The sequence below is a fragment of the Micromonospora coriariae genome, assembly GCF_900091455.1.
Taxonomy (GTDB): Bacteria; Actinomycetota; Actinomycetes; order Mycobacteriales; family Micromonosporaceae; genus Micromonospora; species Micromonospora coriariae.
This window is the reverse complement of record NZ_LT607412.1, coordinates 6142660-6169338: the sequence shown is the minus strand read 5'-3', so window position 1 is coordinate 6169338 and position 26679 is coordinate 6142660. Positions and strand designations below refer to the sequence as shown.

The 26679-nt window shown below is 73.9% G+C and carries 29 protein-coding genes; 24 read left to right on the top strand and 5 right to left on the bottom strand.

The genetic code is table 11. The annotated features are described in order from the left end of the window. Positions 1–13: 13 nt before the first annotated feature. A complete protein-coding gene (locus tag GA0070607_RS28640; RefSeq protein WP_231930457.1) occupies positions 14–475 on the bottom strand; it encodes an HNH endonuclease in 462 nt (153 codons plus the stop codon). 24 nt (positions 476–499) lie between these two features. Further along, positions 500–1108 carry a nucleotidyltransferase family protein gene (locus tag GA0070607_RS28635; RefSeq protein WP_089020966.1) on the bottom strand — a complete coding sequence of 203 codons (609 nt, stop codon included), beginning with the start codon at positions 1106–1108 and terminating at the stop codon, positions 500–502. 167 nt (positions 1109–1275) lie between these two features. Between GA0070607_RS28635 and GA0070607_RS28630 the strand changes: the two genes are divergently transcribed. From GA0070607_RS28630 to GA0070607_RS28615, 4 genes are all read left to right on the top strand, one after another. Next, complete coding sequence (locus GA0070607_RS28630) at positions 1276–2328, top strand: phosphate acyltransferase PlsX (protein ID WP_157743295.1); 1053 nt, start codon at positions 1276–1278, stop codon at positions 2326–2328. A 77-nt stretch (positions 2329–2405) separates the two neighbouring features. Then, entirely contained in the window at positions 2406–3383 is a 978-nt protein-coding gene (locus GA0070607_RS28625) for an ATP-binding cassette domain-containing protein (protein WP_172899122.1), read from the top strand. Next, positions 3380–4153 (top strand): ABC transporter permease, encoded by a 774-nt coding sequence (locus tag GA0070607_RS28620; RefSeq protein ID WP_157743294.1) that lies wholly within the window; start codon positions 3380–3382, stop codon positions 4151–4153. Before GA0070607_RS28625 ends, GA0070607_RS28620 begins: the two co-directional genes overlap by 4 nt. Next, entirely contained in the window at positions 4150–4914 is a 765-nt protein-coding gene (locus tag GA0070607_RS28615; protein ID WP_089020964.1) for an ABC transporter permease, read from the top strand. Before GA0070607_RS28620 ends, GA0070607_RS28615 begins: the two co-directional genes overlap by 4 nt. Before the next feature lie 15 nt (positions 4915–4929). Here GA0070607_RS28615 and GA0070607_RS28610 read toward each other — a convergent pair whose 3' ends face one another. Beyond that, positions 4930–5769 carry an acyl-CoA thioesterase gene (locus tag GA0070607_RS28610; RefSeq protein ID WP_089020963.1) on the bottom strand — a complete coding sequence of 280 codons (840 nt, stop codon included), beginning with the start codon at positions 5767–5769 and terminating at the stop codon, positions 4930–4932. Positions 5770–5847: 78 nt separating this feature from the next. Here GA0070607_RS28610 and GA0070607_RS28605 point away from each other — a divergent pair, with 78 nt between their 5' ends. Both GA0070607_RS28605 and GA0070607_RS28600 read left to right on the top strand, forming a co-directional pair. Next, a complete protein-coding gene (locus GA0070607_RS28605) occupies positions 5848–7008 on the top strand; it encodes an acyl-CoA dehydrogenase family protein (RefSeq protein ID WP_089020962.1) in 1161 nt (386 codons plus the stop codon). Positions 7009–7047: 39 nt separating this feature from the next. Then, positions 7048–8103 (top strand): acyl-CoA dehydrogenase family protein, encoded by a 1056-nt coding sequence (locus GA0070607_RS28600; RefSeq protein WP_089020961.1) that lies wholly within the window; start codon positions 7048–7050, stop codon positions 8101–8103. 33 nt (positions 8104–8136) lie between these two features. Here GA0070607_RS28600 and GA0070607_RS28595 read toward each other — a convergent pair whose 3' ends face one another. Next, positions 8137–8532, bottom strand: coding sequence for a VOC family protein (locus tag GA0070607_RS28595; protein ID WP_231930448.1), 396 nt, complete (start codon positions 8530–8532; stop codon positions 8137–8139). A gap of 79 nt (positions 8533–8611) precedes the next feature. Between GA0070607_RS28595 and GA0070607_RS28590 the strand changes: the two genes are divergently transcribed. Genes GA0070607_RS28590 through GA0070607_RS28505 form a run of 18 tightly spaced genes read left to right on the top strand, consistent with a single transcriptional unit; the run spans position 8612 to position 25999 of the window. Next, positions 8612–9682, top strand: a complete 1071-nt coding sequence (locus GA0070607_RS28590) for a GMC family oxidoreductase (protein ID WP_089020959.1) — start codon at positions 8612–8614, stop codon at positions 9680–9682. Then, positions 9679–10749 (top strand): steroid 3-ketoacyl-CoA thiolase, encoded by a 1071-nt coding sequence (locus GA0070607_RS28585; RefSeq protein WP_089020958.1) that lies wholly within the window; start codon positions 9679–9681, stop codon positions 10747–10749. The genes GA0070607_RS28590 and GA0070607_RS28585 overlap by 4 nt, the downstream gene beginning before the upstream one ends. 18 nt (positions 10750–10767) lie before the next feature. Beyond that, positions 10768–12027, top strand: a complete 1260-nt coding sequence (locus GA0070607_RS28580; protein ID WP_172899236.1) for a CaiB/BaiF CoA transferase family protein — start codon at positions 10768–10770, stop codon at positions 12025–12027. 12 nt (positions 12028–12039) lie between these two features. After that, positions 12040–12792 (top strand): 3-oxoacyl-[acyl-carrier-protein] reductase, encoded by a 753-nt coding sequence (fabG, locus tag GA0070607_RS28575; protein WP_089020957.1) that lies wholly within the window; start codon positions 12040–12042, stop codon positions 12790–12792. Beyond that, positions 12789–13259, top strand: coding sequence for a hotdog family protein (locus GA0070607_RS28570; protein ID WP_089020956.1), 471 nt, complete (start codon positions 12789–12791; stop codon positions 13257–13259). The genes fabG and GA0070607_RS28570 overlap by 4 nt, the downstream gene beginning before the upstream one ends. Then, positions 13259–13759: a 3-hydroxyacyl-ACP dehydratase FabZ family protein gene (locus tag GA0070607_RS28565; RefSeq protein ID WP_089020955.1), complete on the top strand. Its 501-nt coding sequence runs from the start codon at positions 13259–13261 to the stop codon at positions 13757–13759. Before GA0070607_RS28570 ends, GA0070607_RS28565 begins: the two co-directional genes overlap by 1 nt. Positions 13760–13777: 18 nt before the next feature. After that, on the top strand, positions 13778–14032 hold the full coding sequence (locus tag GA0070607_RS28560) for an acyl carrier protein (RefSeq protein WP_089020954.1): 255 nt from the start codon (positions 13778–13780) through the stop codon (positions 14030–14032). Between the two features lie 4 nt (positions 14033–14036). Next, entirely contained in the window at positions 14037–15242 is a 1206-nt protein-coding gene (locus GA0070607_RS28555) for a beta-ketoacyl-[acyl-carrier-protein] synthase family protein (RefSeq protein ID WP_089020953.1), read from the top strand. Next, complete coding sequence (locus GA0070607_RS28550) at positions 15239–16273, top strand: beta-ketoacyl synthase N-terminal-like domain-containing protein (RefSeq protein ID WP_089020952.1); 1035 nt, start codon at positions 15239–15241, stop codon at positions 16271–16273. Before GA0070607_RS28555 ends, GA0070607_RS28550 begins: the two co-directional genes overlap by 4 nt. Positions 16274–16276: 3 nt before the next feature. Next, positions 16277–17392, top strand: coding sequence for a beta-ketoacyl synthase N-terminal-like domain-containing protein (locus GA0070607_RS28545; protein ID WP_089020951.1), 1116 nt, complete (start codon positions 16277–16279; stop codon positions 17390–17392). After that, on the top strand, positions 17389–18345 hold the full coding sequence (locus GA0070607_RS28540; protein WP_089020950.1) for a beta-ketoacyl synthase N-terminal-like domain-containing protein: 957 nt from the start codon (positions 17389–17391) through the stop codon (positions 18343–18345). The genes GA0070607_RS28545 and GA0070607_RS28540 overlap by 4 nt, the downstream gene beginning before the upstream one ends. Beyond that, a complete protein-coding gene (locus GA0070607_RS28535) occupies positions 18342–19151 on the top strand; it encodes an alpha/beta fold hydrolase (protein ID WP_089020949.1) in 810 nt (269 codons plus the stop codon). The genes GA0070607_RS28540 and GA0070607_RS28535 overlap by 4 nt, the downstream gene beginning before the upstream one ends. Beyond that, complete coding sequence (locus GA0070607_RS28530) at positions 19148–20056, top strand: thioesterase family protein (RefSeq protein WP_089020948.1); 909 nt, start codon at positions 19148–19150, stop codon at positions 20054–20056. Before GA0070607_RS28535 ends, GA0070607_RS28530 begins: the two co-directional genes overlap by 4 nt. Further along, a complete protein-coding gene (locus GA0070607_RS28525; RefSeq protein WP_089020947.1) occupies positions 20056–20748 on the top strand; it encodes a 2-hydroxychromene-2-carboxylate isomerase in 693 nt (230 codons plus the stop codon). Before GA0070607_RS28530 ends, GA0070607_RS28525 begins: the two co-directional genes overlap by 1 nt. Then, on the top strand, positions 20741–21478 hold the full coding sequence (locus tag GA0070607_RS28520; protein ID WP_089020946.1) for a class II aldolase/adducin family protein: 738 nt from the start codon (positions 20741–20743) through the stop codon (positions 21476–21478). Before GA0070607_RS28525 ends, GA0070607_RS28520 begins: the two co-directional genes overlap by 8 nt. A 24-nt stretch (positions 21479–21502) precedes the next feature. Beyond that, positions 21503–24283, top strand: coding sequence for a cytochrome P450 (locus tag GA0070607_RS28515; RefSeq protein WP_089020945.1), 2781 nt, complete (start codon positions 21503–21505; stop codon positions 24281–24283). 4 nt (positions 24284–24287) lie between these two features. Beyond that, entirely contained in the window at positions 24288–25418 is a 1131-nt protein-coding gene (locus GA0070607_RS28510; RefSeq protein WP_089020944.1) for an LLM class flavin-dependent oxidoreductase, read from the top strand. Further along, complete coding sequence (locus GA0070607_RS28505; protein ID WP_089020943.1) at positions 25415–25999, top strand: NAD(P)H-dependent oxidoreductase; 585 nt, start codon at positions 25415–25417, stop codon at positions 25997–25999. Before GA0070607_RS28510 ends, GA0070607_RS28505 begins: the two co-directional genes overlap by 4 nt. Here GA0070607_RS28505 and GA0070607_RS28500 read toward each other — a convergent pair. Continuing rightward, positions 25986–26531, bottom strand: a complete 546-nt coding sequence (locus tag GA0070607_RS28500) for a hypothetical protein (RefSeq protein ID WP_089020942.1) — start codon at positions 26529–26531, stop codon at positions 25986–25988. The genes GA0070607_RS28505 and GA0070607_RS28500 overlap by 14 nt on opposite strands. Positions 26532–26679 lie beyond the last annotated feature (148 nt).

The window sequence follows — 26679 nt, the reverse complement described above, 5'->3', positions numbered from 1 at the left end:
CGGGGCACGGACACTACGTGCGCGCTGACTCTCCTGGGTTCGGGACGTACGCCGCGCGGGCCAGCGCCACCTCGACGGCCTGGCGCTCTCGCCAACGACGCTGACCGTCCCGGTTGCAGGCGCGGCACGTGCGCCGGTATCGCCCCGTCGATTCGTCGGCCTCGCGGTCGTGCCCGTTGCGGCAGGTCGACGGCTGCTCCCGGGTACGGCAGATCTCCGCGCGACTGACCTGTCGCAGATGGGTGGGCTCCACACAGTCCCGGGCGTCGCACAGGTGGTCGACGTCCAGCGCGGGGTCGTAGCCTCCGACGAAGGCGGCGTAGGCCGCGATGTGCGCCCAGGCCCGGCCCGCGACCTTCTGGTAGACGCCGCGCCGGGTGCCGTACCCCCGGACGATCAGGCAGCCGTCGGCCTGCCGGACCGAACGCTCCAGGAGGTATCGGCGGAGGCTGTCCTCAGTGAAGTGGCGGGACAAGCCGTTTACCCTGCTGAGCACACGTCACTCTATCCGGGGGGCGGGCAGGTCAGGCGCCAGCCGGTAGGCGGCGGCCTGTTCGGGCAGGTCGACGTCGGTGTCGTCGGCGACGTCGGCGCAGGGCACCAGCCGCACGGCGGCACCCTGCGCCCGCAGGTAGTCCCGGGCGCCCCGGTCCCCGATCGCCGCGGCCGCGGCGCCGGCCCAGTGGTGCCGGCCGAGCAGCACCGGATGTCCGCGGCGACCGTCCTGGTAGGTGGCCACCGCGAGGGAGTCGGCGGTGGCGGCGCGGGCCACTCGGCGTACCGCCTGGGGGGTCAGGCCGGGCATGTCGACCAGCGTGACCACGGTTGCCACGGCCGTGCCGGACGTCAGGGCGGAGAGCCCGGCCCGCAGAGACGAGCCCATGCCCGTCTCCCAGTCGTCGTTGAGCACCACCGCGGGCAGCCGCGTCCGGGCGCGGACCCGGTCGGCCTGCGCTCCGAGCACCACGACGACCGGCCGGCAGCCGGCGGCCGTGAGGATCGCCGCGGCGTGCTCCACCAGGAGCCGCCCCCGGTACGACACGAGGGCCTTCGGCATGCCGAACCGGCGGCCGGCGCCCGCCGCGAGGAGCAGTCCCGCCGTAGCCATGCGCGGAGTGTAGCCCCGGTTCTTGCTTCTCGGAGCCGGCCTGTCGATCGCCGGAACCGGGCCGAGAAGAGCTTTCGGGGGTGATCCGGCCGGCCCGGAGAGTTAGCATGCATCTCGTATCTGCTGTCACGTGTTTGTGTGAGGTGCCGGATGGCTGGGATGCGATAGTGGCAGGTCACGACGACCGGCCGGGCCGGCGGCTACGGGTGGCGGTCGACGCCGCCGGGGCGGACCTCGGCGCGGAGCCCGTCGTCGCCGGTGCGCTGGCCGCGGCCGAGACGGTGGACGTGCTGCTGGTCGGACCGCGGGCGCTCGTGCGTCCCCTGCTGCCCGGTGGCGTTCCGCCGCCCGGCGTACGACTGGTGGACGCCCCCGACGTGGTCGCGATGGCCGAGGATCCGGTGGCCGCGACGTACGCCAAGCGGCGCTCCTCCCTGCTGGTCGCCGCGGGGGAGGTGGCGGCGGGTCGGGCCGATGCCATGGTGACCCCGGGCAACACCGGCGCGGCGGTGCTCGCGGCGGCCGTGCGGATGGGTCGGGTGCCGGGGGTGAGCAACCCGGCCCTGGCGATGGTGCTGCCGGTGCCCGGCGCCGGCCCGACCGTGCTGCTGGACATCGGCGCGACCGCCGCGGCCGTGCCGGATTGGCTTGTCGAGTTCGCGGTGCTGGGTGCGGAGTACGCACGCGCTCGGCTGGGCCTGGCCCGACCGCGGATCGGCCTGCTGTCCAACGGCCACGAGGCGGTCAAGGGCGGGCCGGTACGCCGGGACGCGCACCTCCTGCTGGCCACGATGCCCGGCTACACCGGCCAGATCGAGGCGTACGACGTGCTCGGAGGCCGTGTCGACGTGGCGGTGACCGACGGTTTCACAGGTGATGTGGCGCTGAAGACGTACGAGCGCACGTTGGACGCCACCGTCGGTCTGGCGTTGGACGCGGTGCGGGCGTTCTCGCCGATCGGCGTGCTGGCCCGGGACCGGCAACGACGGGTGACCCGGGCGGTGCGTGACGGACTCGCGGCCGAGCCGGGCGGGGCGCTGCTCGGGGTACGCGGTGTGTGCGTGATCTGCCACGGGACGGCCACGGCGGCCGACGTCGAGGCGAGCGTGGGAATCGCCGGGGAGTGTTTTCGCTCGGGTGTGGTGGGGCGGATCGCCCGGGCCTTCGCGGCGTCGTCCCGGCAGCGACTCAGGGGTCGACGCAGCCCCGTCGACGGGTGAACTATCCATTCTTGTATCTGGCTTCGCGCAGACAAGCGTTGATATGGTTCCGGGATTCCTGGCATGAGGGTGGTGCGATGTCACAACAGATGATCCAGGTCAGCGACCTGCGTCGGTCGTTCGGCACGACGGCGGCGGTCGACGGGGTGAGCTTCGAGGTCGCCGCGGGTGAGGTGGTCGGTCTGCTCGGACCCAACGGCGCGGGAAAGACCACCACGATCCACTGTCTCACCACGCTGCTGAGGCCCGATGCCGGCACCGCCCGCGTCGCCGGCTTCGACGTGGTCGGCCAGGGCGCCGAGGTGCGCCGCAGCATCGCCGTCACCGGGCAGTTCGCGGCGCTCGACGAGCTGCTGACCGGCCGGGAGAACCTGGTCCTGTTCGGCCGGCTGCTCGGGCTGGGTCGACGCGCCGCCACCAGCCGGGCCGACGAGCTGGTCGGGCGCTTCGACCTGGGCGAGGTGGCGGGCAAGGCGGTACGCACCTACTCCGGTGGCCTGCGCCGCCGTCTCGACCTGGCGGCGAGCCTGGTGGTCGACCGGCCCGTGCTGATCCTCGACGAGCCGACCACCGGGCTGGACCCGCGCAGTCGGCGGGCGCTGTGGGAGATCGTCCGGGAGTTGCGCGACGGCGGCACCGCGGTCCTGCTCACCACCCAGTACCTGGAGGAGGCCGACCAGTTGGCCGGGCGGGTCCTGCTCATCGACCACGGCAGGGTCGTCGCCGAGGGCACCCCGGACGAGCTCAAGCGTCAGCTCGGCGGCGCGGTCTGCGAGGTGCGGGTGGAGGACCCGCGGGCGCGGGCGGTCGCGGTCGAGCAGCTGCGCGCGGCCTTCCCGGGGCTGACCGAGGACGAGGACGTGCTGCGGCTCGCCGCCGGTTCCGGCACGCTGACCGAGGTGGTCCGGCGGCTCGAATCGGCCGGCGTGGAGGCCGACGACGTCACCGTGCGGCGGCCGACGCTGGACGAGGTGTTCCTCTCCCGGACCGTGGACGCGGACGCGGACGCGGTCCGGTCGACCGTGGCGCCGGGCGTGGCGGGGGCTGGCCGGTGAGCACCACGGCCGCCGCCGGGGCCAGCCCGCTGCGGCAGTTCGCCGTCCTGGCCGCCCGTAACCTGCGGCAGGCCCGCGCCGGCCGGTCGGTCGGCCTGACCGTCGTCTTTCCGCTGGCGTTCTTCGCCGGCTTCATTGTGGTCTTCCGACGGCTGATGGCCGACTACGGGATCGCCTACGAGCAGTTCCTCCCGCCGGCGATCGTGGTGCAGACCACCGCCCTGGTCGCCATGTCGGCCTGCTACATGATCGCCGGCGACGCTCGCAGCGGCCTGATCGCCCGCTACCGGACGCTGCCGATGAGCGCGGTCGTGGTGCCGGCGGCTCGGCTCGTGGTGGACGCCGCCCGGGCCGCCGTCGCGGTGGCGGTGATCCTCGTCGCCGCGGTGCTTGTCGGATTCCGGTTCACCGCCGGCGCGGCGGGCGCGATGGCTTTCGTCCTGCTGGCGGTCGGCTTCGCGGTGGTACTCGCGGCCGGCTGCGCGGCCCTGGGGCTGGGCGCCCGTGACCCCGAGCAGGTGTACTCGGCGCTGACCCTGCCGTACCTGGTGCTCACCACGGTCTCCACCGCCTTCGTCCCGGTCGACGCCTTCCCGGGCTGGCTGCAACCGGTGGTGGAGGTGTCGCCGTTCTCCGCCCAGGTCGACGCGTTGCGCGCGCTGTCCACCGAGGGCGCCGAGCAGAGGGTGTGGCCGGCCCTCGTCTGGCTGCTGGTCCTGGGGCTGCTGTTCGGAGCGGCCGCGGCACGTTCGTTTCGGAGGAGCCGATGAGTACGCTCACGCAGGCCTCGCTGTTCGCCGGGCGCAACCTTCGCCGGTTCTTCCGGGCCCCGCCCGCCCTGGCCTACTCGTTCGCGTTTCCGGTGCTGCTCCTGCTCACCCAGTACGCGGTCTTCGGCCGGATCGTCGGTGACGGCGACCGGCAGCACTACCTGGAGCGGCTGGCGCCGCTGGTGGTGCTGTCCACCGCCGCGTTCGGGTCGCCGTCGAGCGCCGTCGGGTTCCTGCGTGACCTGCGGGGCGGGCTGGTCGACCGGCTGCGCACGATGCCGGTGGCGCCGGGGTCGCTGCTGGCCGGCCGCCTCGCCGGCGACGTGCTGCGCATCGTCCTGATCGGAGCGCTGACCACGGGCGTGGCCGTGCTGCTGGGTTTCCGGTTCCGGGAGGGGCCGCTGGCGGTCGTCGGCTTCTTCGCGGTGATCGCGCTGTTCGGCCTGATGTGGGCGGCGATCGCGCTGTGGCGGGGATCGGGGCCCGGGGACGAGGAGTCGCTGCCGCCGTCGCTGACCGGTCCGGCGACCCTGTTGTTCATCTTCTCCTCGGGGTTCGTGCCGGTGTCGGCGTTCCCCTCGGTGGTGCAGCCGGTGGTGCGCGCCAACCCGTTCTCGGTCGCCACCGAGGCGTTGGTCGGCCTGTCCAGCGGCGGCCCGGTGCTCGTGCCGGTGCTGCAGACGCTCGCCTGGGTGCTCGGGTTGGGCACGGTCTGCCTGCTGGTGGCCCTGCGCCGGTTCGGCCGGCGCGCGGCCCGCTGAAACCAGTCGGGCCGGTCAGACCGGGCTGGCCATCCGGTAGAGCATCTGTTGACCGCCGGTGGCGAGCAGCAGCCCGGTGTCCGACCAGACGCGGGCGCGGGCGCCGAGCACCCCGCCGGTGGCGGCGGCGGCTTCGCCCTCCACCAGCAGCCAACCGGTGCCGTCGTCGCCGCCCTGGAAACCCACGTACAGGTCCATGCTCGGGGCCATGAAGGTGGTCCGCTCGAACGCCTGCACGACTGCCGGGAACTGCACCACGTCGACGGCGAAGACCAGTCGGGCCGCCGCCAGCCAGGGGCCGGCGTCGGCGGGTAGCTCCTCGTGCAACCGCAGCCAGCCCCGGATCGTCGGTACGCCGTCGCGTTGCGGGGTCCAGCCGCCGGCGGGCCAGCCGGCCAGGCGTACCTCGTAGCACCGCTCCCAGATCGGCAGCACGGGCAGGCCGTCGCGGCGCATGAGCTCGACCAGGGTGGGCAGTTCGTCGGGCTTCGGCAGGTCCGGTGGCGGCATCCAGCGTCGCTCCGGGCCGAGCAGCCCGGCGGCGATGGTCCAGACGTGTGCGGTGAGCAGGGTCCGGCCGCGTTGCCGCAGGATGACGTGCAGGGCGGCGGCGCGGCGGGTGCCGTGCACCCGGTTGACCTCGATGTCGACCTCGCCGTAGCGCGGCGGAGCGAGGAACTGGCAGTTCAGGCTCACCGGCAGCATGGCGCCGGCCTCCTCGCCCGCCGCGCGCAGCGCGATCGCCGCCAGGTAGCCGCCGTTGGGCCCCCACACCGACCAGTCCTCGGCCAGATGGGCGCGGTACCGGCCCGGCGCGCTCTGCCGCACCGCGGCGTCGTCCGCGAGACTGGCCATCGAGGACCCCTTCCGGTGTCGGTACGCGTGAAAACAAGATACTGCAAATCAAAAGCAGATACGAGTACGATGCGGCGCATGGATCTGCGTGACAGCGTCGAGGAGGCGCAGTTCCGGGCGGGACTGCGCGAGTGGCTGGCGGGCGCGGTGCCGGCGAACACCGGGCCGGACGTGGCCCCACCGCTGGGACGGTGGGACGACACCGCCGCGGTGCGGTCGTTCACAGCCGCCCTGCACGCCGCCGGGTACGCCGGCCTGACCTGGCCGGCCGAGTACGGCGGGCGCGGGTTGTCCCCGGCGTACCAGGCGATCTACCTGGAGGAGACGGCCCGGGCCGAGGCCGCCGAGCACATCGGAGTGATCGGCCTCGGCATGGTCGGGCCGACGATCATCGCCTGCGGGTCGACGGAGCAGCGTGCCCGGTACCTGCCGCGGATCCTCACCGGGGAGATCATCTTCTGCCAGGGCTTCTCCGAGCCGGAGGCCGGCAGCGACCTGTCCGCCGTGCGGACCGTCGCGCGACGCGAGGGCGACGAGCTGGTGGTGACCGGGCGCAAGGTGTGGTCGTCGTACGCGCACCTCGCCGACCACTGCCTGCTGCTGGCGCGCACCGATCCGCAGCAGCGGCGCCACCGAGGCCTGTCCTGCCTGCTGGTGGACCTGCGCTCGCCCGGGGTCACGGTCCGCCCGATCCGGCAGATGACCGGTGCGGCGGAGTTCGCCGAGATCGAGTTCGACGAGGTCCGGGTGCCGCTCGACGCGGTGGTGGGAGGGATCGGTGACGGCTGGCGAGTCGCCATGACCACCCTCGCCCACGAGCGGGGCACGTTCGGGTTCACCCTGACCGCCCGCCTGGAGGTGGCGTTCCGGCGCCTGGTCGCGACCGCGCGCGCCCGGGGCCGGGACACCGACCCTCTCGTACGCGACCAGATCGCCGCCCGCTACGTCGAGCTGGAGGGCCTGCGCTGGACCAACCGGCGCGGGCTGGCGGCGCTCGCGCGTACCGGGGTGCCGGGCCCGGAGACCTCGGTGATCAAACTGCGCTGGTCGCAGGCGCATCAGCGACTGACCACCCTGGCCGTGCAACTGCTCGGCGCCGGCGCCGAACCGGACGGCTGGGACCGGTACTGGCGGCACCAGATGCTGCGCAGCCGCGCCAACACCATCGAGGGCGGCACCTCCGAGGTGCTGCGCAACCTGGTAGCCGAGCGCGTACTGGGCCTGCCCCGGTCGTACTGACCCGCGCTCCGAGGCGACGCCCACGACGAGGAGAGACCCATGGACTTCGCACTGACCGGCGAACAGGAGACGCTGCGGGACACCGCGGCCAAGTACCTCGCCGACGACCGGTCCTTGAGCGACGGCCAGGCCTGGACCGAGATGACCGACCTCGGCTGGCTCGACGCGGAGCTGGGCATGGTCGAGCTGGCGCTGCTCGCCGAGCAGCTCGGCTGGGCGCGCAGCCCGTCGCCCTGGTGGGCCACGATCGGACTGGCCGGCCCGGCGTTGCGGGCGGCGGGTCGCCCTCCCGGGGCCCCCGCGACGCTGGCCTGGGCCGAGGAGAACGGCCCCGGAACCCTCGCCGGCGCCGTGGCAGCCATCGGCCGGTCGGTGGCCGACCCGGCGGTGGGCTGCGTCGTCGCCGCCGACGGGACACTGACCGGACGCAAGATCCGAGTGCCGAACGTGGACGATGCCGTGGACCTGGTGGTGACGGCTCGCGGCCCGCGCGGCGTCGAGCTGCGACTGGTCGACGCGTCCGCGTTGCGGCCGGCGCCGGCCGGCGCCGGTGGACAGGCGCTCGACCCGACCCGGCCCGTCGCGACGGTGGAGCTGACCGGCGTACCCTCGGTGCCGCTCGTTGCCGCGGACGCCGCCGCCGACGTGCTCGCGGTGACCCGACGGCGGAGCCTGGCGCTCCTCGCCGCCGAGGCCGTCGGCGTGGCGGCGAGAGCCCTGTCGTGGGCCAGCGGGTACGCCGCCACCCGCACCCAGTTCGGCCAGCCGATCGGTGCGAACCAGGCGGTCGCGCATCCGCTGGCCGAGAGCTACGGGCAGGTCGAGACGGCCCGGTCGCTGGCCTACCGGGCCGCGTGGTCGGTCGAGGCGGAGCCGGGCCCGATCGCCGACCGGGCGGTGCTCACGGCCAACGTGGCGGCCCGCGAGGCCGCGATGGCCGCCTGCGAGGCGGCCATCCAGACCTACGGCGGCAGCGGCTTCACCTGGGAGCAGCCACTGCACCACTGGTACCGCCGGGCGTGGTGGCTGGCCACCTACGACGGGACGGTCGCGGACCTTCGGGGCGAGCTGGCCGGGCTGCTGCTGGACGGCTGAGCCCGCCGGCCGTGCGGGATCAGCCGGCGGTGATCAGGACGAGCCGGGTCGGTAGGAGCCGAAGCTCCACAGGTTGCCCTCGGCGTCGCGGACGGAGTATCCCTGACCTCCGTAGTCCTCGTCGCGGAGCTTCTGCACGACCTCGGCGCCGGCGGCGACGACCCGCTCGTAGTGCGCCGCCACGTCGTCGATGACCACATAGGTCGCGGCGGGCCCGGTGTCCAGAACCATCCGGCCGTCGCTGCCGTCGGTCTGTGAACCGAGCATGATCATGCCGCTGCCCCAGGTCAGCTGCGCGTGACTGATGGAGCCGTCCGGACCGGGGACGACCAGTTCCTCGCGGAAACCGACGACGTCGACAAGCCACCGGATGGCGGCCGGAGCGTCGCGGTAGCGCAGGGTGGGGATGACTTCCGGGCCTCTACTCATACACGAGAGTCTAATGAAGAATCGCGGATAGCACATGTGATGCGTCCTGGCATGTCGTGTATTCGGCTAGGCTGACCCCATGCTTCGCTACGACTACGTGATCGTCGGCGCGGGTGCGGCGGGCGCGGTGCTGGCGGCCCGCCTGAGCGAGGACGCGGCCCGTTCCGTGCTGCTGTTGGAGGCCGGCCCCGACCTCGTCGGAGCGGCCGTGCCCGAGGCGTTGCGGACCGGCTCGGTGGAGGCCGAGGACGGCTTCGACTGGGACCTGCGGGCCACCGTCGTCGCCGGCCGGGAAGCGCCGCTGCGCCGTGGCCGGGTGGTCGGCGGTTCCACGCAGATCAACGACAGGGGCGCGATGCGGGCCCCGGCCGCCGACTTCGTGGCGTGGGGCGCCCGCGGCCTACCCGAGTGGGACTGGCCGGCGGTCCTGCCGGCGTTTCGCCGGCTGGAGAGCGACCAGCAGTTCGGCGAGCGCGACCACCACGGCGCCGACGGTCCCGTCCCGATCACCCGCTGGTCGCGCGGCGAGCTGACACCGGCGATGGACGGCTTCCTGCAGGCCACGCTCAGCCTCGGGCACGACTACCAGGACGACATGAACGCCCCCGACGCCGTCGGCATCGGGATGTATCCGCAGAACCGGCGCGACCGGCTGCGGATGTCGACCGCCCTCACCCACCTGGACCCGGCCCGGTCCCGGTCCAATCTGGTCGTCCGGGGTGACGCCGAGGTCGAGCGCGTGCTGCTGGCCGACGGGCGGGCGGTGGGCGTGCAGGTCGCGGGGGAAACCATCGGTGCCGGAGAGGTGATCCTCTGCGCCGGCTCGCCGTACAGCCCGGCCCTGCTGCTGCGCTCCGGGATCGGCCCCGCCGACGAGCTGCGCGCCGCGGGGATCACACCGCTGGTCGACGTGCCGGGCGTGGGCGCCGACGTGATCGACCAGCCCGGCGCGATCATCCTGGTGGTGCCCGAGCCGGAGACGGTGGGCGGGGACTGGCCGCGTACACAGCTCATCGCACGGCTCGCCGGCATCCCGGGGCACGAGGCCGACCAGGCGTTCTACCTGAGCCTGTTCACCGGTATGAGCACCTCCCGGGGCGCCGGCGCGGGTCTGGACCGGATCATCGGAGCCGACCTGGTAAACACCTGAAGGCCGTCGAGCTGCTGCGGCACGTCCAGGTCGAGGTGATCCGCCGGGCCGGGATCGAGCCGGGCGCGGTCGAGCAGATCATCGGCGGCTGCGTCACGCAGGTCGGCGAGCAGAGCCTGAACGTCACCCGCAACGCCTGGCTCAACAGCGGCCTCGACCACGAGGTCGCGGCGAGCACGGTGGACGCCTCCTGCGGCTCCGCCCAGCAGGCCAACCACCTCATCGCGGCGCTCATCGCCGCCGGCGCCATCGACGTGGGCATCGCCTGCGGCGTGGAGTCGATGAGTCGGGTGCCCGTCGGCAGCAACCTCTACCAGGGGCCCGGGCACTACAAGACCCCCGACTACCCGTACGACGACCCGCCGAAGGCGCAGTTCGGCGGCGCCGAGCGGATCGCGGCCCGACAGGGGCTGACCCGCGCGGACGCCGACGCCTACGGGCTGCGCTCGCAGCGGCGGGCGGCCCACGCCCGCGCCGAGGGCCGCTTCGATCGGGAGATCACCCCGGTGCCGCTGCCCGACGGCACGGTGGTCGACGCCGACGAGGGCATCCGGGAGACCACCGCCGAAGGGCTGGCCGCCCTGCGGCCGGTGATCCCCGACGGCATCCACACCGCTGGCACCACCTCCCAGATCTCCGACGGCGCGGCCGCCCTGCTGTGGATGTCGCGGGAACGCGCCGCCGCCCTCGGCCTGCGTCCGCGAGCCCGGCTGGCCCACCAGGTGGTCACCGGCGCCGACCCCTACTACCTGCTCGACGGCCCCACCGTGGCCACCCGCAAGCTGCTCAAGCGGGCCGGGATGACCCTCGACGACGTCGACGTCGTCGAGGTCAACGAGGCGTTCGCGTCCGTCGTGCTCTCCTGGGCCGCGCACCACGACGCCGACCTGGACCGGGTCAACGTCAACGGCGGGGCCATCTCTCTCGGGCATCCGCTGGGCAGCAGCGGCAGCCGGCTGCTGGTGACCGCCCTGCACGAGCTGGAACGCGACGGCGGCGAGGTCGCCCTGGTCACGATGTGCTGCGGCGGCTCGCTCGGCACTGCGTCGCTGCTGGTGCGGGAGTAGGCGGGCATGGACACCGAGATGCGCGCCGCGCCCGCGCCGCCCGCCGCTGAGACCCGCGACGCCGCGGCCTTCTACGCCGACGCCCGGCACGACCTGACCGGGCCGTTGCAGGGCGTACGGGTCCTGGACGTCACCAAGGTGTGGTCCGGCCCGGTGGCGAGCTGCGTCCTGGCCGACCTCGGCGCCGACGTGCTGCGGGTGGAGATGCCCGGCAACCGGGAGGGCCTGATGCCCCCGGACATCCCCGGCACCGGGCTGTCCTGGTTCCGGCAGAGCGTGCACCGCAACAAGCGCAGCATCGGTCTGGACCTGCGCCGCCCCGGCGCGGCCGAGGTGTTCCTGCGGCTCGTCGCGACCGCCGACCTGGTGGTGGAGAACTACAAGCCCGGGACGCTGGACGCCTGGGGCGTCGGCTACCAGGCCTGCCGGGCGGTCCGACCGGACGTCGTGCTGGTCTCCGTCTCCGGCTACGGACAGTTCGGCCCGGACGCGGGGCGGCCCGGCTACGACCCGACCACCCAGGCCGCCGCCGGCTGGATGGCGCTCAACGGCGAACCCGACGGCGCACCGCTGAAGGCGCCCACCTTCCTCGCCGACGACCTCGCCGGCCTGCACGCGGTGATCGGCGCGCTGGCCGCGCTGCGCCACCGCGACCGCACCGGCGAGGGCCAGCACGTCGACGTGAGCATGCTCGACTCGCTGCTCTTCTCCAGCAACGGCTACCTCACCCTCGGCGCCACCGGCGTGCCGCTGCGCCGCTGGGGCGACCAGGCCGACTTCGTGGTGCCGGCCGGCTGTTTCCGCTGCGCCGACGGCCACGTCTACGTGGCGGTCGCACTGGACCGCTCCTGGCGTCGACTGGCCGAGGTGGTCGGCCGCCCCGAACTGGCCCGGGCACCCGGGTACGCGACAAACGAGGAACGCCGCGACAACCGCGCCACCGTCAACGCGGTCCTCGCCGACTGGTGCGCCGGGCGGGGCTGCGCCGAGGTGGTCGCCACCCTCGACGCGAACGGGATCACCGCCGAACGGGTCCGCACGTTCGCCGAGGCCGCGACCGACCCGCAGGTCCACGCCCGGGCGATGGTGCAGGAGACGGTGCTGTCCAACGGCAGCACCGCGCCGCTGACCGGGCCGGCCGTCAAGTTCTCCCGGACGCCGACCGCGGTCCGCTCCGGCGCACCGGAACCCGGCGCCGACACCGAACGGGTCCTCGACGACCTCGGCGTCGACGCGGCCACCCGGGAACGGCTGCGCGCGCAACGGGCGATCGGATGAGCAGGAGGTGACATGACATCGGCAGGCGACGCGCCGCGCTGCGCGCTGGTGACCGGGGTGTCCCGAGGGATCGGCCGGGCGGTCGCGCTGCGGCTGGCCGCCGAGGGGTACGCCGTGGCGGGCTGCTACAGCGCGCCGAGCGAGGCCGCGGAGAAGACCCGGGCGGAGGTCGAGGCGTACGGGGTCGGGACCTGGTTCGGGCCGTGCGACGTGACCGACCCGGCCGCGGTCGACGAGTTCGTCTCGGCCGCCGAGCGGCACCTCGGCCCGCTCACCGCGCTGGTCAACAACGCCGGCATCACCCGGGACCGGCCGCTGGTGCTGATGGCGCCCGACGAGTGGCACGACGTGATCGGCACCAACCTGACCGGCACCTGGAACACCTGCCGGACCGTCGCGTTCCGATTTCTCAAGCGACGCCGCGGGGCAATCGTCAACCTCTCCTCGGTGGCCGGGGTCAGCGGCAACACCGGGCAGGCCAACTACGCCGCCAGCAAGGCCGGCATCATCGGGCTCAGCCTGTCCCTGGCCCGGGAGGTCGCCGGGTACGGCGTACGGGTCAACGTGGTGGCGCCCGGCTTCATCGAGACCGACATGACCGCCGCGCTGCCGGAAAAGCTGCGCGACCAGGCCCTGGGGCGGATCCCGCTGGGCCGTTTCGGCGCACCCGCCGACGTCGCCGAGCTGGTCGAGTTCCTGCTCTCCGAGCGGGCCGGCTACGTCACCGGCCAGGTGATCCGGGTGGACGGGGGGATCGTGCTGTGACCGCCGTACCCACGTTCCGCGTCGGGACCCGCCCCGCCGAGACGTACCAGGCCGCGGCGGCGCCGCTGCCGGCGATCGGCTGGGTCGAGGTGTCCGCCGGGCCGCGGGGCGGCATCAGCCTGCGCGCCGGCACCACAGTCGACCCGGCCGACGTCTACCTGGGCGGGCACTTTCCCGAGCTGACCGTCTACCCGGGCGTGTTCACCCTGGAGACGATCGGGCAGGCGGTGACCGCCGCCGTCGGCTACTGCGCGGGCCGGCTGCCCCAGCTGCACCGGATGCGCTCCGCCCGGTTCCTCGCCCCGCTGCTCGCCGGGGACACGCTCACCGTCGAGGCGTCGGTCGGCCCGGTCGCCGAGGACCAGTCCTTCGAGGTCGCCGCCCGGTGCGTACGCGGCGACGGGGTCCGCGCGGCGACGGTGCGGGCCGTGTACCGCTGGCCGGCCCCGGGCGGGGAGGGCACCTGATGAGACTGGACCACGGCGAGCTGCGTGCCCTGCTGCCGCACCGGTACCCGATGCTGCTGCTCGACCGGGTCGACAGCGTCGAGCCGGGCGCGAGCCTGGAGGCGGTCAAGGCGGTCACCGGCTGCGAGCCCTGCTACCGGGGCATCGCCGAGGGGCAGACCCCCGACCGGTACGCGTACCCCGCCTCGTTGCTGATCGAGTCGTTCGGTCAGGGCGCGGCCGTGCTCTGGCTGCTGTCCCGGGGACCGGGAACGGGACCGCTGTCCCCGGGACCGGGCACGGCCGGGCTGCCGATGTTCACCGCGGCCCGCGACTGCGTACTGCTGCGCCCGGTGTACCCGGGCGACGTGATCCGGCACCGGGTCCGGCTGGAACAGGTCGTGCACGGGGCCGCGTTCGCCTCCGGATCCAGCTGGGTCGGGACCGACCAGGTGGCGGAGTTCGGCTCGATGATGGCGGTCGTCCGACCGGCCGACGCCATCACCGGAGCCCGACGATGAGAGAAAGAGGGAACCCCGATGAGTGAACGCGAACAGCACATGGCCGAGCTGCGGGAGATCGTGGCCGAGGTGCTCGAGTTGGAACCGGAGGAGGTCGCCGACACCGCCGACTTCGTCGAGGAGTACGAGGCGGACTCGTTGCGGGCGATCGAGATCCTGGCCCGGATCGAGAAGAGGTACCGGGTGGAGATCCCGCAGGCCGAGCTGAACGAGATGCGTAGCCTCAAGGCCGTCCACGAGGTCGTGGCGCGACACGCCGGCTGGCAGGACTGACCCCGTGCACCGCGTGGTCGTCACCGGGCTCGGCCCGGTGTCCGGCATCGGCATCGGCGTCGACGAGTTCACCGCCGGGCTGCGCTCCGGCCGGTCGGCCGCCGCACCCATCACCAGCTTCGACGCGACCGGGTTTCCGCACCACTGGGCCGGCGAGGTGCCCGCGTTCCGGCCGGAGGCGCTGCTGCGACGGCTGCGGATCGCCGACTGGGGCCGCTCGGCGCTGTTCGCCGCGGCGGCCGCCCGGCTGGCCGTGACGGACGCCGGTCTGCCGCTGGCCACCATCGATCCGGGGCGCGTCGGCGCGGTCGTCGGCACCACCAGCGGCGAGTCCACTGTGGTGGAGCAGCTCACCGCGGAGCTCGTCGAGGGCGGCTACCCGGCGATGTCCGTCGAGGCGCTGCGGCAGGCGCCGGCCGAGCGGTTGTCCTACGCGGTGAGCGCGGAGCTGGGGCTGGCCGGTGAGTCGGTCACCCTCACCACCGCCTGCTCGGCCAGCAACTACGCCATCGGGTACGCGTACGACCTGCTCTGCTGCGGTGAGGCGGACGTGATGGTGGCCGGCGGCGCCGACTCGGTGTGCCGCTGGGCGCACGCCGGCTTCTTCCGGCTCGGGGCGTTGACCGAGCGGGCGTGCCGACCGTTCGACCGGGACCGTTCCGGCATCCTCACCGGTGAGGGCGGCGCGGCCCTGGTGCTGGAGACCCTGGAGCACGCGCAGGCCCGGGGCGCCCGGATCTACGCCGAGGTGCTCGGTTACGGCGTCAACTGCGACGCCCACCACATGGTCGCGCCCAACGAGGAGAGCGTCGCGGCGTGCATGCGGCTGGCCCAGGACAATGCCGGGGTCAAACCGGAGGACGTCGACTACATCAGCACGCACGGCACCGGCACACCGGCCAACGACCTGTGCGAGGCGCGGGCGATCCGGGCGGTGTTCGGCGACCGGGTGCCCCCGGTCAGCTCGATCAAGTCGATGCTCGGTCACACCATGGGCGCGGCGAGCGGGTTCGGCGCGATCGCCACCACGCTTGGCATCCGGCACGGGTTCCTGCCCCCGACCATCAACTGGGCCAACCCCGACCCGGAGCTGTCCTGGATCGACCCGGTGCCGAACACGGCCCGGTCGGCCACCGTACGGGTGGCGCAGAACAACGGGTTCGCCTTCGGCGGCAACAACGCCATCACGATCTTCGGGGCGATCCGGTGAGCGGCCTGGTGACCGGCTGGGGCGTGCTCTCCGCCGCAGGGGACTCCGTCACCGAGCTGCTCGCCGCCGTACGGGCCGAGGCCGTCGTCCGCGCCGACGTCCGCGACCGCTTCGAGGAACCGCTGCCCACTACCGAGGCGCCGGCGATCGCCGACTTCGACGTACGTCGCCTGCTCGGCCGCAAGGGCACCAGCTTCCTGGACCGGGCGACCGCGCTGGCCATGGTGGCCTGCGGGCGGGCGCTGGCCGACGGGGAGCTCACCCCGGACGACGACAACCGGCACCGCGTCGGTGTGGTGCTGGGCACCACCACCGGCAGCCTGAAGTCCACCATGGACTTCTCCCGGGAAACGCTCGTGCAGGACAAGCCGTACCTGGTCAACCCGGTGCTGTTTCCGAACACGGTGATGAACTGCGCGAGCGGCCAGGCGGCGATCCGCTACGGGCTGCGCGGCGTCAACGCCACAGTGGCCGGCGGCCCGCTCGCCTTCCTGTACGCGCTGCGTTACGCGCTCAACGCCATGCGGCGGGGGTACGCCGACGCCCTGCTGGTCGGCGGGGTGGAGGAGTACACGCCGAACACGGCGTGGGCGGCGGAGCTCACCGGCACCGGCCCGGCCGGCGAGGCCGCGGCGGTCTACCTGCTGCGCCGCCCGACGCCCGGCGTCACAGTGCCACCGCGCGCGGAGGTGCTCGCGGTGGCCACCGGCTTCCAACCGGACGGAACCGGCGACGGGCTCGCCGGCTGCGTCCGCCGTGCGCTGGCCGCCGCGAAGGTGCGCCCGGGCGACGTCTGTGCGGTCGCCAGCGGTGACCTCGACGGGGACAGCCTGTCCGATGTGGTGCCGGCCACCGCGCAGCGGCTGTCGGTGCGCCCGGCGTTCGGAGACTGCCAGGCCGCCACCGGCGCGCTGGCGCTGGGCGTGCTGCTGGCCCGGTACGCCGAGGACCCCGCCACCCGCGGACGACCCGCGCTGATCACCGGCCGGTCCCGCGACGGCGCGGTCGCCGCGGCCGTGGTGCGGGGGTAGCACATGCCGGCGACCATCACCGCCAGCGCGGTCCGTACCTGCTTCGGCGACGGCCCGGCCACCTTCGCGGCGCTGCTGCGGGGTGACTGCCTTGCCGCCCCGCTGCGGCGGGTGGACCCCGCTCGGGTGGGCGTCGGCCACGGCTACCCGATCAACGACGACCGGCCGTTCGGGCCGAGCCGCTGGCTGACCGACTGCGTGGCGGAGGCCCTCGCCGCCGCCGGCCTCGACCCGCGTCGGCGGCGGGTGGTCAGCCTCGTCGGCAGCGGGCTGCGCGAGTCGGCGGAGGTGGAGCGGGCGGCCCTGAGCGGGACTGTCGACTTTCCCGCCGAGCGGCTGCACTTCGCCGGCGCGGTCACCACGGCGGCGCCCGGCGTGCGGCGGGTGGTGACCCTGGCCAACGCGTGCAGCGCCGGTGGGCACGCCCTCGCCCTGGCGCAGGACCTGGTGGAGACCGGTGAGGCGGACGCCGTGCTGGTCGGCGGCACCGACGGCAGCACCGCCTCCATGCTCGCGATGATCGGTCGGGTGGCCAGCCGGCCGGCGCACCGGGTACGGCCCTTCGACGCCGACCGGGCCGGCGTGCTGCTCGGCGACGGCGCGGCGGTCCTGGTGGTCGAACCGGAACGGCCCGGCGCCGGCCTGGCCCGGTTGCTCGGCACCGGGCTGTCCTGCGACGCCGGGCACGAGACGGCACCCGACCCGGCCGGCATCCTGCGGGCCGTCCACGACGCTCACCGCCGTGCCGACCGCCGGCCCGACCAGGTCGACCTCGTGCTGGCACACGGCACAGGCACCGCGCTGAACGACGAGACCGAGGCACGTGTCGTCGCCGAGGTGTTCACCGACTGTGAACCCGGCCCCCTGGTCACCGCAGTGAAGGGCGCAGTCGGCCACACGTCCGGCGGATCGGCGCTGCTCAGCGTCGCCGTCGCCATCGAGATCCTGCGTACCGGCCGGGTTCCGCCGGTGGTCGGGCTGACCCGCCCGGCGTCCGAGGCGGCCGGGCTGCGGCTGGTCCGCGACGCGGCCGTCCGGGCCGACCCGCGAGTGGCGCAGGTGGACGCGTTCGGCTTCGGCGGCCTCAACGCCGTCACCCTCCTGGAGGCGTTGCGATGACCGGCCGCACCGACGCCGCGCACCTCGCGCCGATCCCCGTACCGACGCGTTCGGAGGGGTCGCCCGCCACCGACGCCGGCCGGTACGCCGGGCACGATCCGGATCGGCCGGTCGCCGCAGTCCTCGCCGCCTCGCTGCACCTGCCCGGAGTCGACCTGCCCGACGGTGTCGCCGACGACGACCCGGCCTGTCCCGCCGAGCGGGCCGCCGACCTGCTCGGCCGTAAAGGCCTGCTGGCCAAGGAGCCGGCCACCCGACTCGCCCTCTGCGCCGTGCACCGGGCGTTGGGCCTGCCGCCGAAGGCGCCCCGCCGGACCGGGCCGGCGGATCCGGGTACGGCCGTGGTGGTCAGTTCCAACCTGGGCAACGTCGCGACCGTCGGCGACATCGCCCGCCGGCTGCGCGAGGGCGGTCCCCGCGAGGTCGGGCCGCTGGAAGCCCCGAACGCCTCCAGCAACGTCATCGCCGGGGCGGTCGCCATCTGGTTCCGGTTCGGTGGGCCCAACCTCACCGTCTGCTCCGGAGCCACGGCGGGTCTGGACGCGATCTGGCTGGCCGGGCTGCTGCTGCGTACCGGACGCGCCGACCGGGTGGTGGTGGTCGGCACGGAACCAGACGACCCGCAGGCCCAGGCCCTGCACGCCGCCCGGGAGGGTGCCGTCGCCGGGCGGCCCCTGCGGGCCGGGGCGGCCTGCCTGCTGCTCGGCCCGGTCGACGCGCCGCAGCGACCGCTGGCCCTGCTGGGGCCGGTCCGGGCGGGCGGTGCACCCGCCGACGGCGCACCGCTTGTCGACTCGACCCTCCTCGCCGGCGACCACTACGGTGCCGCGGGCGTCGTGCACACCGCGCTGGCCGTGCGGCTCGGCGGCGGCGCGGCGACGAGCGTCACGGTCCGCTGCGGCGACCCCGTCGACGGTGTCCGCGAGCTGACTGTCCTGGTGGGACCGCGATGAGCGGCACGCCGCCCCCGGTCGCCGTGCACCGGCTCGCCGGACCCGAATCCGGGGCGCCGACCGTGCTCCTCGCGCACGGCATGTCCGACACCTGGCGCAGCTGGCGGCCCCTGGCGGCGCGGCTGCCGGTCGGCTGGCGGCTGCACGGGGCCGAACTGCCGTGGAAGGCCGGCACCGACCACCGCTGGCGGCGCCGGGGCACCCCGGGGTCCTGGCTGGCCGCCGCCGTACGCGCCATGGCCACGCCACCCGACGTCGTGATCGGGCACTCGCTCGGCGCGAACGCGGTGCTGGAGATGCTGGCCACCGAACCGGACGTCGCACCCCGCGGGGCGATGCTCATCGCGCCGTTCTACTGCCCGCCCGACCTGCCGATCACCTGGGCGGTGCACGAACGGGCGCAGGCCAACTTCGTGCAGATCATCGACGAGGGGCTGCGCCACCGCCTCGGCGCCCGGCTCGCCGACCTGGACGCGGACACCCTGGCCGCCATGCGGGACATCATGGTGGAACGGATCGGGCCGGTCGGCTTCACGACGCTGTTCGACCACTTCACCGCGACCGCCCACCTGCCGCTGCACGCGGTGACCGTGCCGACCATGGTGCTCACCGGCGGCCGGGACCCCGGCCTCGACGGCCCGCGCGTCGGCGCGCTGCGGGCCCAACTGCCCGACGCGCACGTCGTCGTCGAGTCCGAGTTCCACCACTTCTGTCATCTCGACCGGGCGGCCGAGGTGGCCCGACACGTCGCGGGCTTCGTTGAGAAGGTCTGCCCCGACCCCACGATCCGAGGAGGTACGCCGTGACCACGGCGGTTGAGAACGCATCCGTGACACTGTCCGCCCGACCCGGTTTCGAGGGCGCGAACATCCGCACCTGGATCGGCTTCAAACACTTCGCGTACCTGGTGGAGCGGGGCGTCCTGCAGTGGTTCCGGGAGCACGGGCACGGCCCGGGCCGGCTCTACCACGAACACGGGGTGGGGTTGTCGATCCGGGACTGCTCGCTGCTGCTGCCCGCCGTACTCGACGTCGACGACGAGGCGAGGGTGCTGACGACCCCCGGCGCCAGCGGCCGGTTCGCGGTGCGGATGAACGTCCGCCGCGACGCCGACGTCACCGTGTGCCGGGCCCGGGTGCGGGTCGCCCTGGTCCGGGAGGTGGACGTGCCGCGGGCGGCGTCCCTGCCGGCGGAACTGGCCGGCCTGGTCGGGGAGCCGACCGCCGGCGAGCCGGGTGCCCCCGCCGGGGCGGACCCGGCCGCGACCCTGCGCGCCGCCGGTGCGGGATTCGTGTGGCCGTGGCGGGTGCCCTACTTCTACTGCCAGTACTCGCAGCGCATGCAGCACTCCGGGTACGTCCGGCTGCTCGAGGAGGTGGTCGACCGCTACCTCGCCGACCGGGGCGTGTCGGTGGGCCGGATGCTGCGCGAGCGGGGCTGGATCCCGGTGGTCTCCCGGGCACGGATCGAGGTGCTCGGCGACGCCCACCTCGACGAGCCCATGTGGATCACCTTCACCGTCACCGACGTGCTCAAGGACGTCACGTACGACGCGCGCATGGACTGTCACGTCCGGCGCGCGGGACGCCTGGTCCGGGTGGCGACCGCCAGCATCCTGCACGGATACGCCGTCAGCCGGGGCCCCGAGGCGGGCCGGCTGGCCACCCTCGACCCGGACACCGTCACGGCCCTCACCGGCGGAGGTCGGTGATGGCCGCCAAACGACCCCGCCTGTACTTCTCCTTCCGCAGCCCGTACAGCTGGCTGGCGGTGGAACGGCTGACCCGGACACTGGGCCGACCGCAGGAGGTGCTGGAGTTCATTCCCTACTGGGACCCGGACGAGCGCACCGAGGCGGCGCTCAGAGCCCGCGGCGGCGCCTTCCACTACGTGCAGATGAGCAAGCCGAAGCACCTGTACCTGCTCCAGGACGCCAAGCGGCAGGCCCAACGGCTGGACCTGCCGATGCGCTGGCCGATCGACATCGACCCCTGGTGGGAGGTGCCGCACCTGGGCTGGCTGGCCGCGCGGGAGCGGGGAGTGGGGGAGGCGTTCTACCGGGAGGTCATCGCCGCCCGGTGGCAGCGGGGCGAGGACGTGTGCACACCGCATGTGATCTCCCGGGTCGCCGAGCGGGCCGGGGTGGACCCGGGGCTGGTGCTCGGCGCGGTCGAGGACTCCACGGTCCGCTCCGCCGGGGTGGACTGCCTGCTGCGGGCGTACGAGGAGGACATCTTCGGCATTCCCTACCTCCGGCTGGGCCCGCACCGGTTCTGGGGGGTGGACCGGGTGGACGACTTCCTCACCGCGTACGCCGAGCGGACCGGCACACCGGTCGCGCCACCGGCGGTGCCGGCGGGCGTGGGCGGATACGACACCGACACCGGAGGCGGCTGTGGCTGAGCGACGAGATCCCGAGCAGGAGCGGGCCCACCGCCGCCGGCAGTTGATTCTGACGTTGCGTGCCTTCGCCCTGGCCGGGTTCGACGAGGGCGCCGGTGGCCACGTCACCGCCCGGGACCCGATCGAGCCGGACACCTTCTGGATCAACCCGTTCGGCCGGCACTTCGGCCACGTCCGGGACGACGACCTGCTGCGGGTCGACCACACGGGGGACGTGGTCGACGGCTCGGGCCGGATCAACCCCGCCGGGTACGCCATCCACTCGGCCATCCACAAGGCACGCCCGGACGTGGTGGCCGCCGCACACACCCACTCGATCCACGGTCGGGCGTTCTCCGCGCTGGGCCGCCCGCTCGCCCCGATCACCCAGGACGCCTGCGCCTTCTTCGAGGACCACGAGGTCCACGACGAGTACGGCGGGGTGGTCCTCGACGGCGCGGAGGGCGACCGGATCGCGGCGACGCTTGGCACCGGCAAGGCGGTCGTCCTGCGCAACCACGGCCTGCTCACGGTCGGCGGTTCGGTGGCCGAGGCCGCCTGGTGGTTCCTGGCGATGGACCGCTGCTGCCAGGTGCAGCTGCTCGCCCAGGCGGCCGGTGAGCTGGTGGTGATTCCCGCCGACGCGGCCCGGGCCGCCCGGGCGGACATCGGCACCCCGCAGATCGCCCGACTGAACTTCCGGCCGGTCGCCGAGCACGTCCTGGCCCTCAGCCCCGACCTCACGGACTGAACCACGCGCAGACAGGAGTGACAAGTGGCCGAGCTGCTGAAGAACATGGTCCGGGACCGGGCCGGCGACATAGCGCTGACCGACGAGCGGACCACGCGGACGTGGGCGGAGCTGGACCTGTCGGTGGACCGGTGGATCGGCGTGCTGCGCGGAGCCGGCCTGGACGTGGGGGACCGGGTGGCGTTCGTGCTCGGCAACCGGCACGAGACCTTCGAGGCGCTGCTGGCCTGCGTGCACACGGGACTGGTGGCGGTGCCGGTCAACTGGCACCTCACCGCACCGGAGATCGCCCACATCCTGACCGACTGCGGCGCCCGGGCGGTGCTGACCGAGGCGACGTACGCGGCGACAGTGCGCGAGGCGGTGGCCCGCACCCCGGCGGCGCCCGAGCTGTTGGTGACGGTCGACGGTGGGGAGGGTTTCACGCAGGTGGACGGCCTGCCGGAGGGTCCGGCGGTCCCGGCGGTCTCCGGTGGTGTGCTGCTCTACACCTCGGGCACCAGCGGACGCCCCAAGGGGGTGGTCAATCCGCTGCTCAAGGTGGGTGCTCCGATCGACCGGGTGGCCGCCACCACCGAGATGCTGGGCGGCGGGCTGGGCATCCCGACCGAGGGCCAGGCCCTGCTGGTCGGTCCCTGGTACCACTCGGCGCAGCTGTTCTTCGCCCAGTTTCCGCTGCTGCGCGGGTGCGGGCTCGTGATGCGCCGCGGGTTCGACCCGGTCGAGGTGCTGCGACTGATCGATGAGGAGAAGATCACGATCAGTCATCTGGTGCCGACCCAGTTCATCCGCCTGCTCCGGGTCGACGCCGCCACCCGGGCGGCGTTCTCCGGCGCCAGCCTGACCCGGATCTGGCACGGCGGCGGCCCGTGTCCACCGGAGACCAAGCGGGCGATGATCGACTGGTGGGGGCCGGTGTTCGTGGAGTACTACGCCGCGACCGAGGCCGGCATCGTCACCCTCGCCGACTCGCACACCTGGCTGGCCCGGCCGGGCACTGTGGGCCGGCCGGCGCCGCCCACCGAGGTGGTGGTCATCGACGACGAGGGCCGGCCGGTGCCCGCCGGGCAGGAGGGCCGGGTGGCCGTCCGGCGGCCGCCGGGCCGGGGATTCCACTACCACAACGCCCCGGAGCAGACCGAGCGGGCGCACGTCGCCCCGCACACCTTCACCGTCGGCGACCTCGGCCGCCTGGACGAGGACGGCTACCTGTTCCTCACCGGCCGCTCGGCGGAGCTGATCGTCACCGGCGGGGTTAACGTCTACCCGGCGGAGGTGGAGGCGGTGCTGCTGACCCATCCCGCCGTGCAGGACGGGGTGGTCATCGGCGTACCGGACCAGGAGTTCGGCGAGCAGGTCCGGGCGGTGGTGCAGCTCGACCCGGCGTGGCCGGCCGAGGACATCGACCGGGTCCTGGACGCCCACTGCCGGGCCAGCCTGGCCGGTTTCAAGGTGCCACGCTCGTACGAGGTGATCGAACGGATCCCCCGTGAGCCCACCGGCAAGCTGCCCCGGCGGGCGCTGCGGGACCGTTACCGGCAGGCGCAGGTGTCACCGAGTCTGCTCGCGGACCCGGCCACCTACCTGACCGGCGTGCCGCACGACGAGTTCGCCCGCCGCCGGCGGGAGGCGCCGGTGGCGTGGGTCGACGAGGTCGAGCTGACCCGCACCGACCAGGACCGGTCGGTGCGTTCCCGAGGCCGGGGCTTCTGGGCGGTCACCCGGTACGCCGCCGTGTCCGAGGTGTCCCGCGACCCGGCGGCGTTCTCGTCCGCCACCGGCGGCGCGTTCCTCGCCGACCCGAGGACGCTGCAGGACCTGCACCGCAACCGGCAGCTTCTGATCAACATGGACGCTCCGGAGCACGCCTGGGTGCGCCGGCTGGTGGCCGGCGCGTTCACCCCGCGCGCGGTGGGTCGCCTGGGTGAGCTGGTCACCCGGCACGCCGAGGAGGTGGTCTCGCGGGCGGTGGCCGCCCGGGAGATCGACGTGGTGGCGGACCTTGCGGCGGAGTTGCCGCTGCTCGTCCTCACCGACCTGCTCGGCATGCCGCAGGCGGACCGCACGCTGCTGTTCGAGTGGAGCAACAACCTGGTCGGGTTCGACGATCCGCGCTACGGCGGTGGCAGCGTGGACCGGTACCGGGAAACCTTCGCAGCGGCCTTCGCGTACGTCCGGCAGGTGGCCGCCGAGCGGCGCGCCCGGCCGACCGACGATCTGCTCAGTCTGCTGGTGCACGCCGAGGCCGACGGCCGGGGGCTGACCGACGCGCAACTGTGCCAGCTCTGGCTGCTGCTGGTCATCGCCGGCAACGAGACCACCCGGCACCTGATCTCGAACGGGGTGCAGTCGCTGCTGGAGCACCCCGAGCAGCGGGACCGGCTGATCGCCGATCCCGACCTGACCGGGACCGCGGTGGAGGAGCTGCTGCGCTGGGTCACGCCGATCATGCAGTTCCGGCGCACCGCCACCCGCGACACGGTCCTCGACGGCACCCGGATCGCCGCCGGGGACAAGGTGGTCATCTACTACGCCTCGGCCAACCGGGACCCCGCCGCCTTCCCGGACCCGGACCGGCTGGACCTCGGCCGCGATCCCAACCCGCACCTGGCGTTCGGCATCGGACCGCACTTCTGCCTGGGCGCGCACCTGGCCCGGCTGGAGATGGCGGCCCTGCTCACCGCGATCCGCCCGCATCTGGGCCGGCTTCGACTGACCGGGCCGGTGCGCCGGATGCGGACCAACTTCATGAACGCCATCACCGCGATGCCCGCGCGCTTCGACGCCGCGCCGGAAGGGGAGTGACCCCATGCCACTGGACCTGCACTGGTTCCTGCCGTCGCACGGAGACGGCCGGGACCTGGCGGAGCCGGCCCGCGGCGGCGCGAGGCCGACCCGGGTGAACCGCCGGGCACCGGACATCGGCTATCTGGCCCAGGTGGCCCGCGCCGCCGACCGGCTGGGGTTCACAAGCGTGCTCACCCCGGCCGGACTGTTCTGTGAGGACCCGTGGGTGGTGGCGTCCGCGCTGGCCGCGCAGACCGAGCGGCTGAAGTTCATGATCGCGCTGCGGCCGGGGCTCGCCTCACCCACGCTTGTCGCCCAGATGGCCGCGACCCTGCAACGCGTCTCCGCCGGCCGGGTGCTGCTCAACATCGTGGCCGGCAGCGACCCGGACGAGCAGCGCCGGTACGGCGACTGGCTCGACCACGACGCCCGCTACGCCCGAACGGAGGAGTTCCTCACCGTGCTGGGCGGCCTCTGGGGCGGCCAGCCGGTCGACCACACCGGCGAGCACTACCGGATGAAGGCCGCGTTGCTGGCCCGGCCGCCGGTCACCGCGCCGGCCGTGTTCCTGGGCGGGTCCTCACCGGCGGCACAGCGGGCGGCGGCCCGGCACGCGGACGTCTACCTGGCCTGGGGTGAGACACCGACCCAGCTCGGGGAGCTGCTGGGCCGGGCACGCGACCTGGCGGCGGAGGCCGGGCGGACGCTGCACACCGGAAGTCGACTGCACGTGATCACCAGGGACACCGCCCGGGAGGCGTGGGCCGAGGCGGACCGGCTGCTCGCCGGCGTCGACTCGGCGCGCATCACCGCCGCTCGCCGGCGGTTCGCCCGTACCGACTCCGAGGGGCAGCGGCGGGCGGCGGCGCTGCACGCGGGCGGCAACGCCCGGATGGAGGTGTACCCGAACGTCTGGGCGGGCTACTCGCTGATCCGACCCGGTGCCGGCGCGGCGCTGGTCGGCAGCCACGAGGAGGTCGCGGAGCGGATCGCCGAATACCACGCCGCGGGGGTCGAGCATCTGATCCTGTCCGGGCAGCCGCACCTGGAGGAGGCGTACTGGTTCGGTGAGGGGGTGCTGCCGCTGCTGCGGCACGACGGTCTCCTCGACGCCGGCGCCGCGCGGACCCCGGAGCTGGCGGTGGGCCGATGACGTCATCCGTCACGGAACTGCCGATGACCACGCTGATCGGCAACCCGAAGCCGCACTCCCGGACGCGGACCGTCGCGCTGGCCACCGCGGCGGCGCTGCGGGCCCGGCTGACTCCCTGCCCGACCCCGGTCGGAGCGCCGACCGTGATCGACCTGTCCGAGTTGACGGCCGAGCTGGTCGGTCAGGGCAGCCGACCGGAAGCCCTCGACGAGGTACTGGAGGCGGTACGTCGACCGGGGCTGCTGCTGGTGGCCAGTCCCACGTTCAAGGCGGCGTACAGCGGTCTGTTGAAGCTCTTCGTCGACGTGCTGCCCCGGGGCGCGCTCGCCGGGGTGGTGGCGGTGCCGTTGATGACCGCGGCCCGATCGGGTCACCGGCACGTCGTCGACACCTACCTGGGCGCCCTGTTGGCCGAGGTGGGTGCGTGCGTACCCACCTCGGGTCTGTGCGTGCTCGAGCGGGAATTCGACACGGCGGAGGTCGGCATCAAGCTCTGGCTGGACCGGGCGGCGCCGGCGGTGGCGAACGCGCTGGCCGACGTGCCCGACCGGGCGGCCGAGCCCGGGGTCAGCCGGCGTTGACCTCGGTGTCGTGCTTGCGGCGCATCCGGCTGATCCAGCCCTGCGCCGTGTGCACCGGGACGTCGAAGTGTTCGGCCACCCGGCTGATCGTGCCGACCTGCTCGTAGACCGCTTCCAGGTCCGCGGGGTCGGGTGCCCGGCGGTAGGCGCGCCCGGCCTTGAGCCGGCTGAGCCGGTCGGCTTCACCGGCCCGGCGGGCGGGTCGGGGCGCCTGCGGGCGGGGCGCGGCGGCGGTGGTCGCGGGGACCGGCCCGACCGTCACGGCCGGGCGGGAGGCGGCTGGCGGGATGTCGCCGACCGGGCGGCTCCGGTCCCGGTCCTGCGGCGGGATGAAGGCGCGCAGCAGGGCGTCGAAGTCGACGTACGGCAGCTCGCCGGTCAGGCCTGCGCTCTGTGGCGCGCGGACGGTGAGCTCCCGCACGACCGGGTGGCCGTTCCCGGTCTCCAGACGGACGACGGTCTGCGCCACGGGGCCGGTGATCTCCTCACCGTCGTCCTCGACGGGCACGATGGTGATGATGTATTGACTCACGACGATGCCTTTCCTGCGCATCTCCGGGAGAGCCAGTGCGGCTTCCGGCCCGCCGGTCAGCCCTGTCGGGTTTGGCCGTTGGTGGGAGACAAGATATCAGATTCTGGCAGGCAGAAGGCGAGATATCCGACACTCACCACCGGACGCC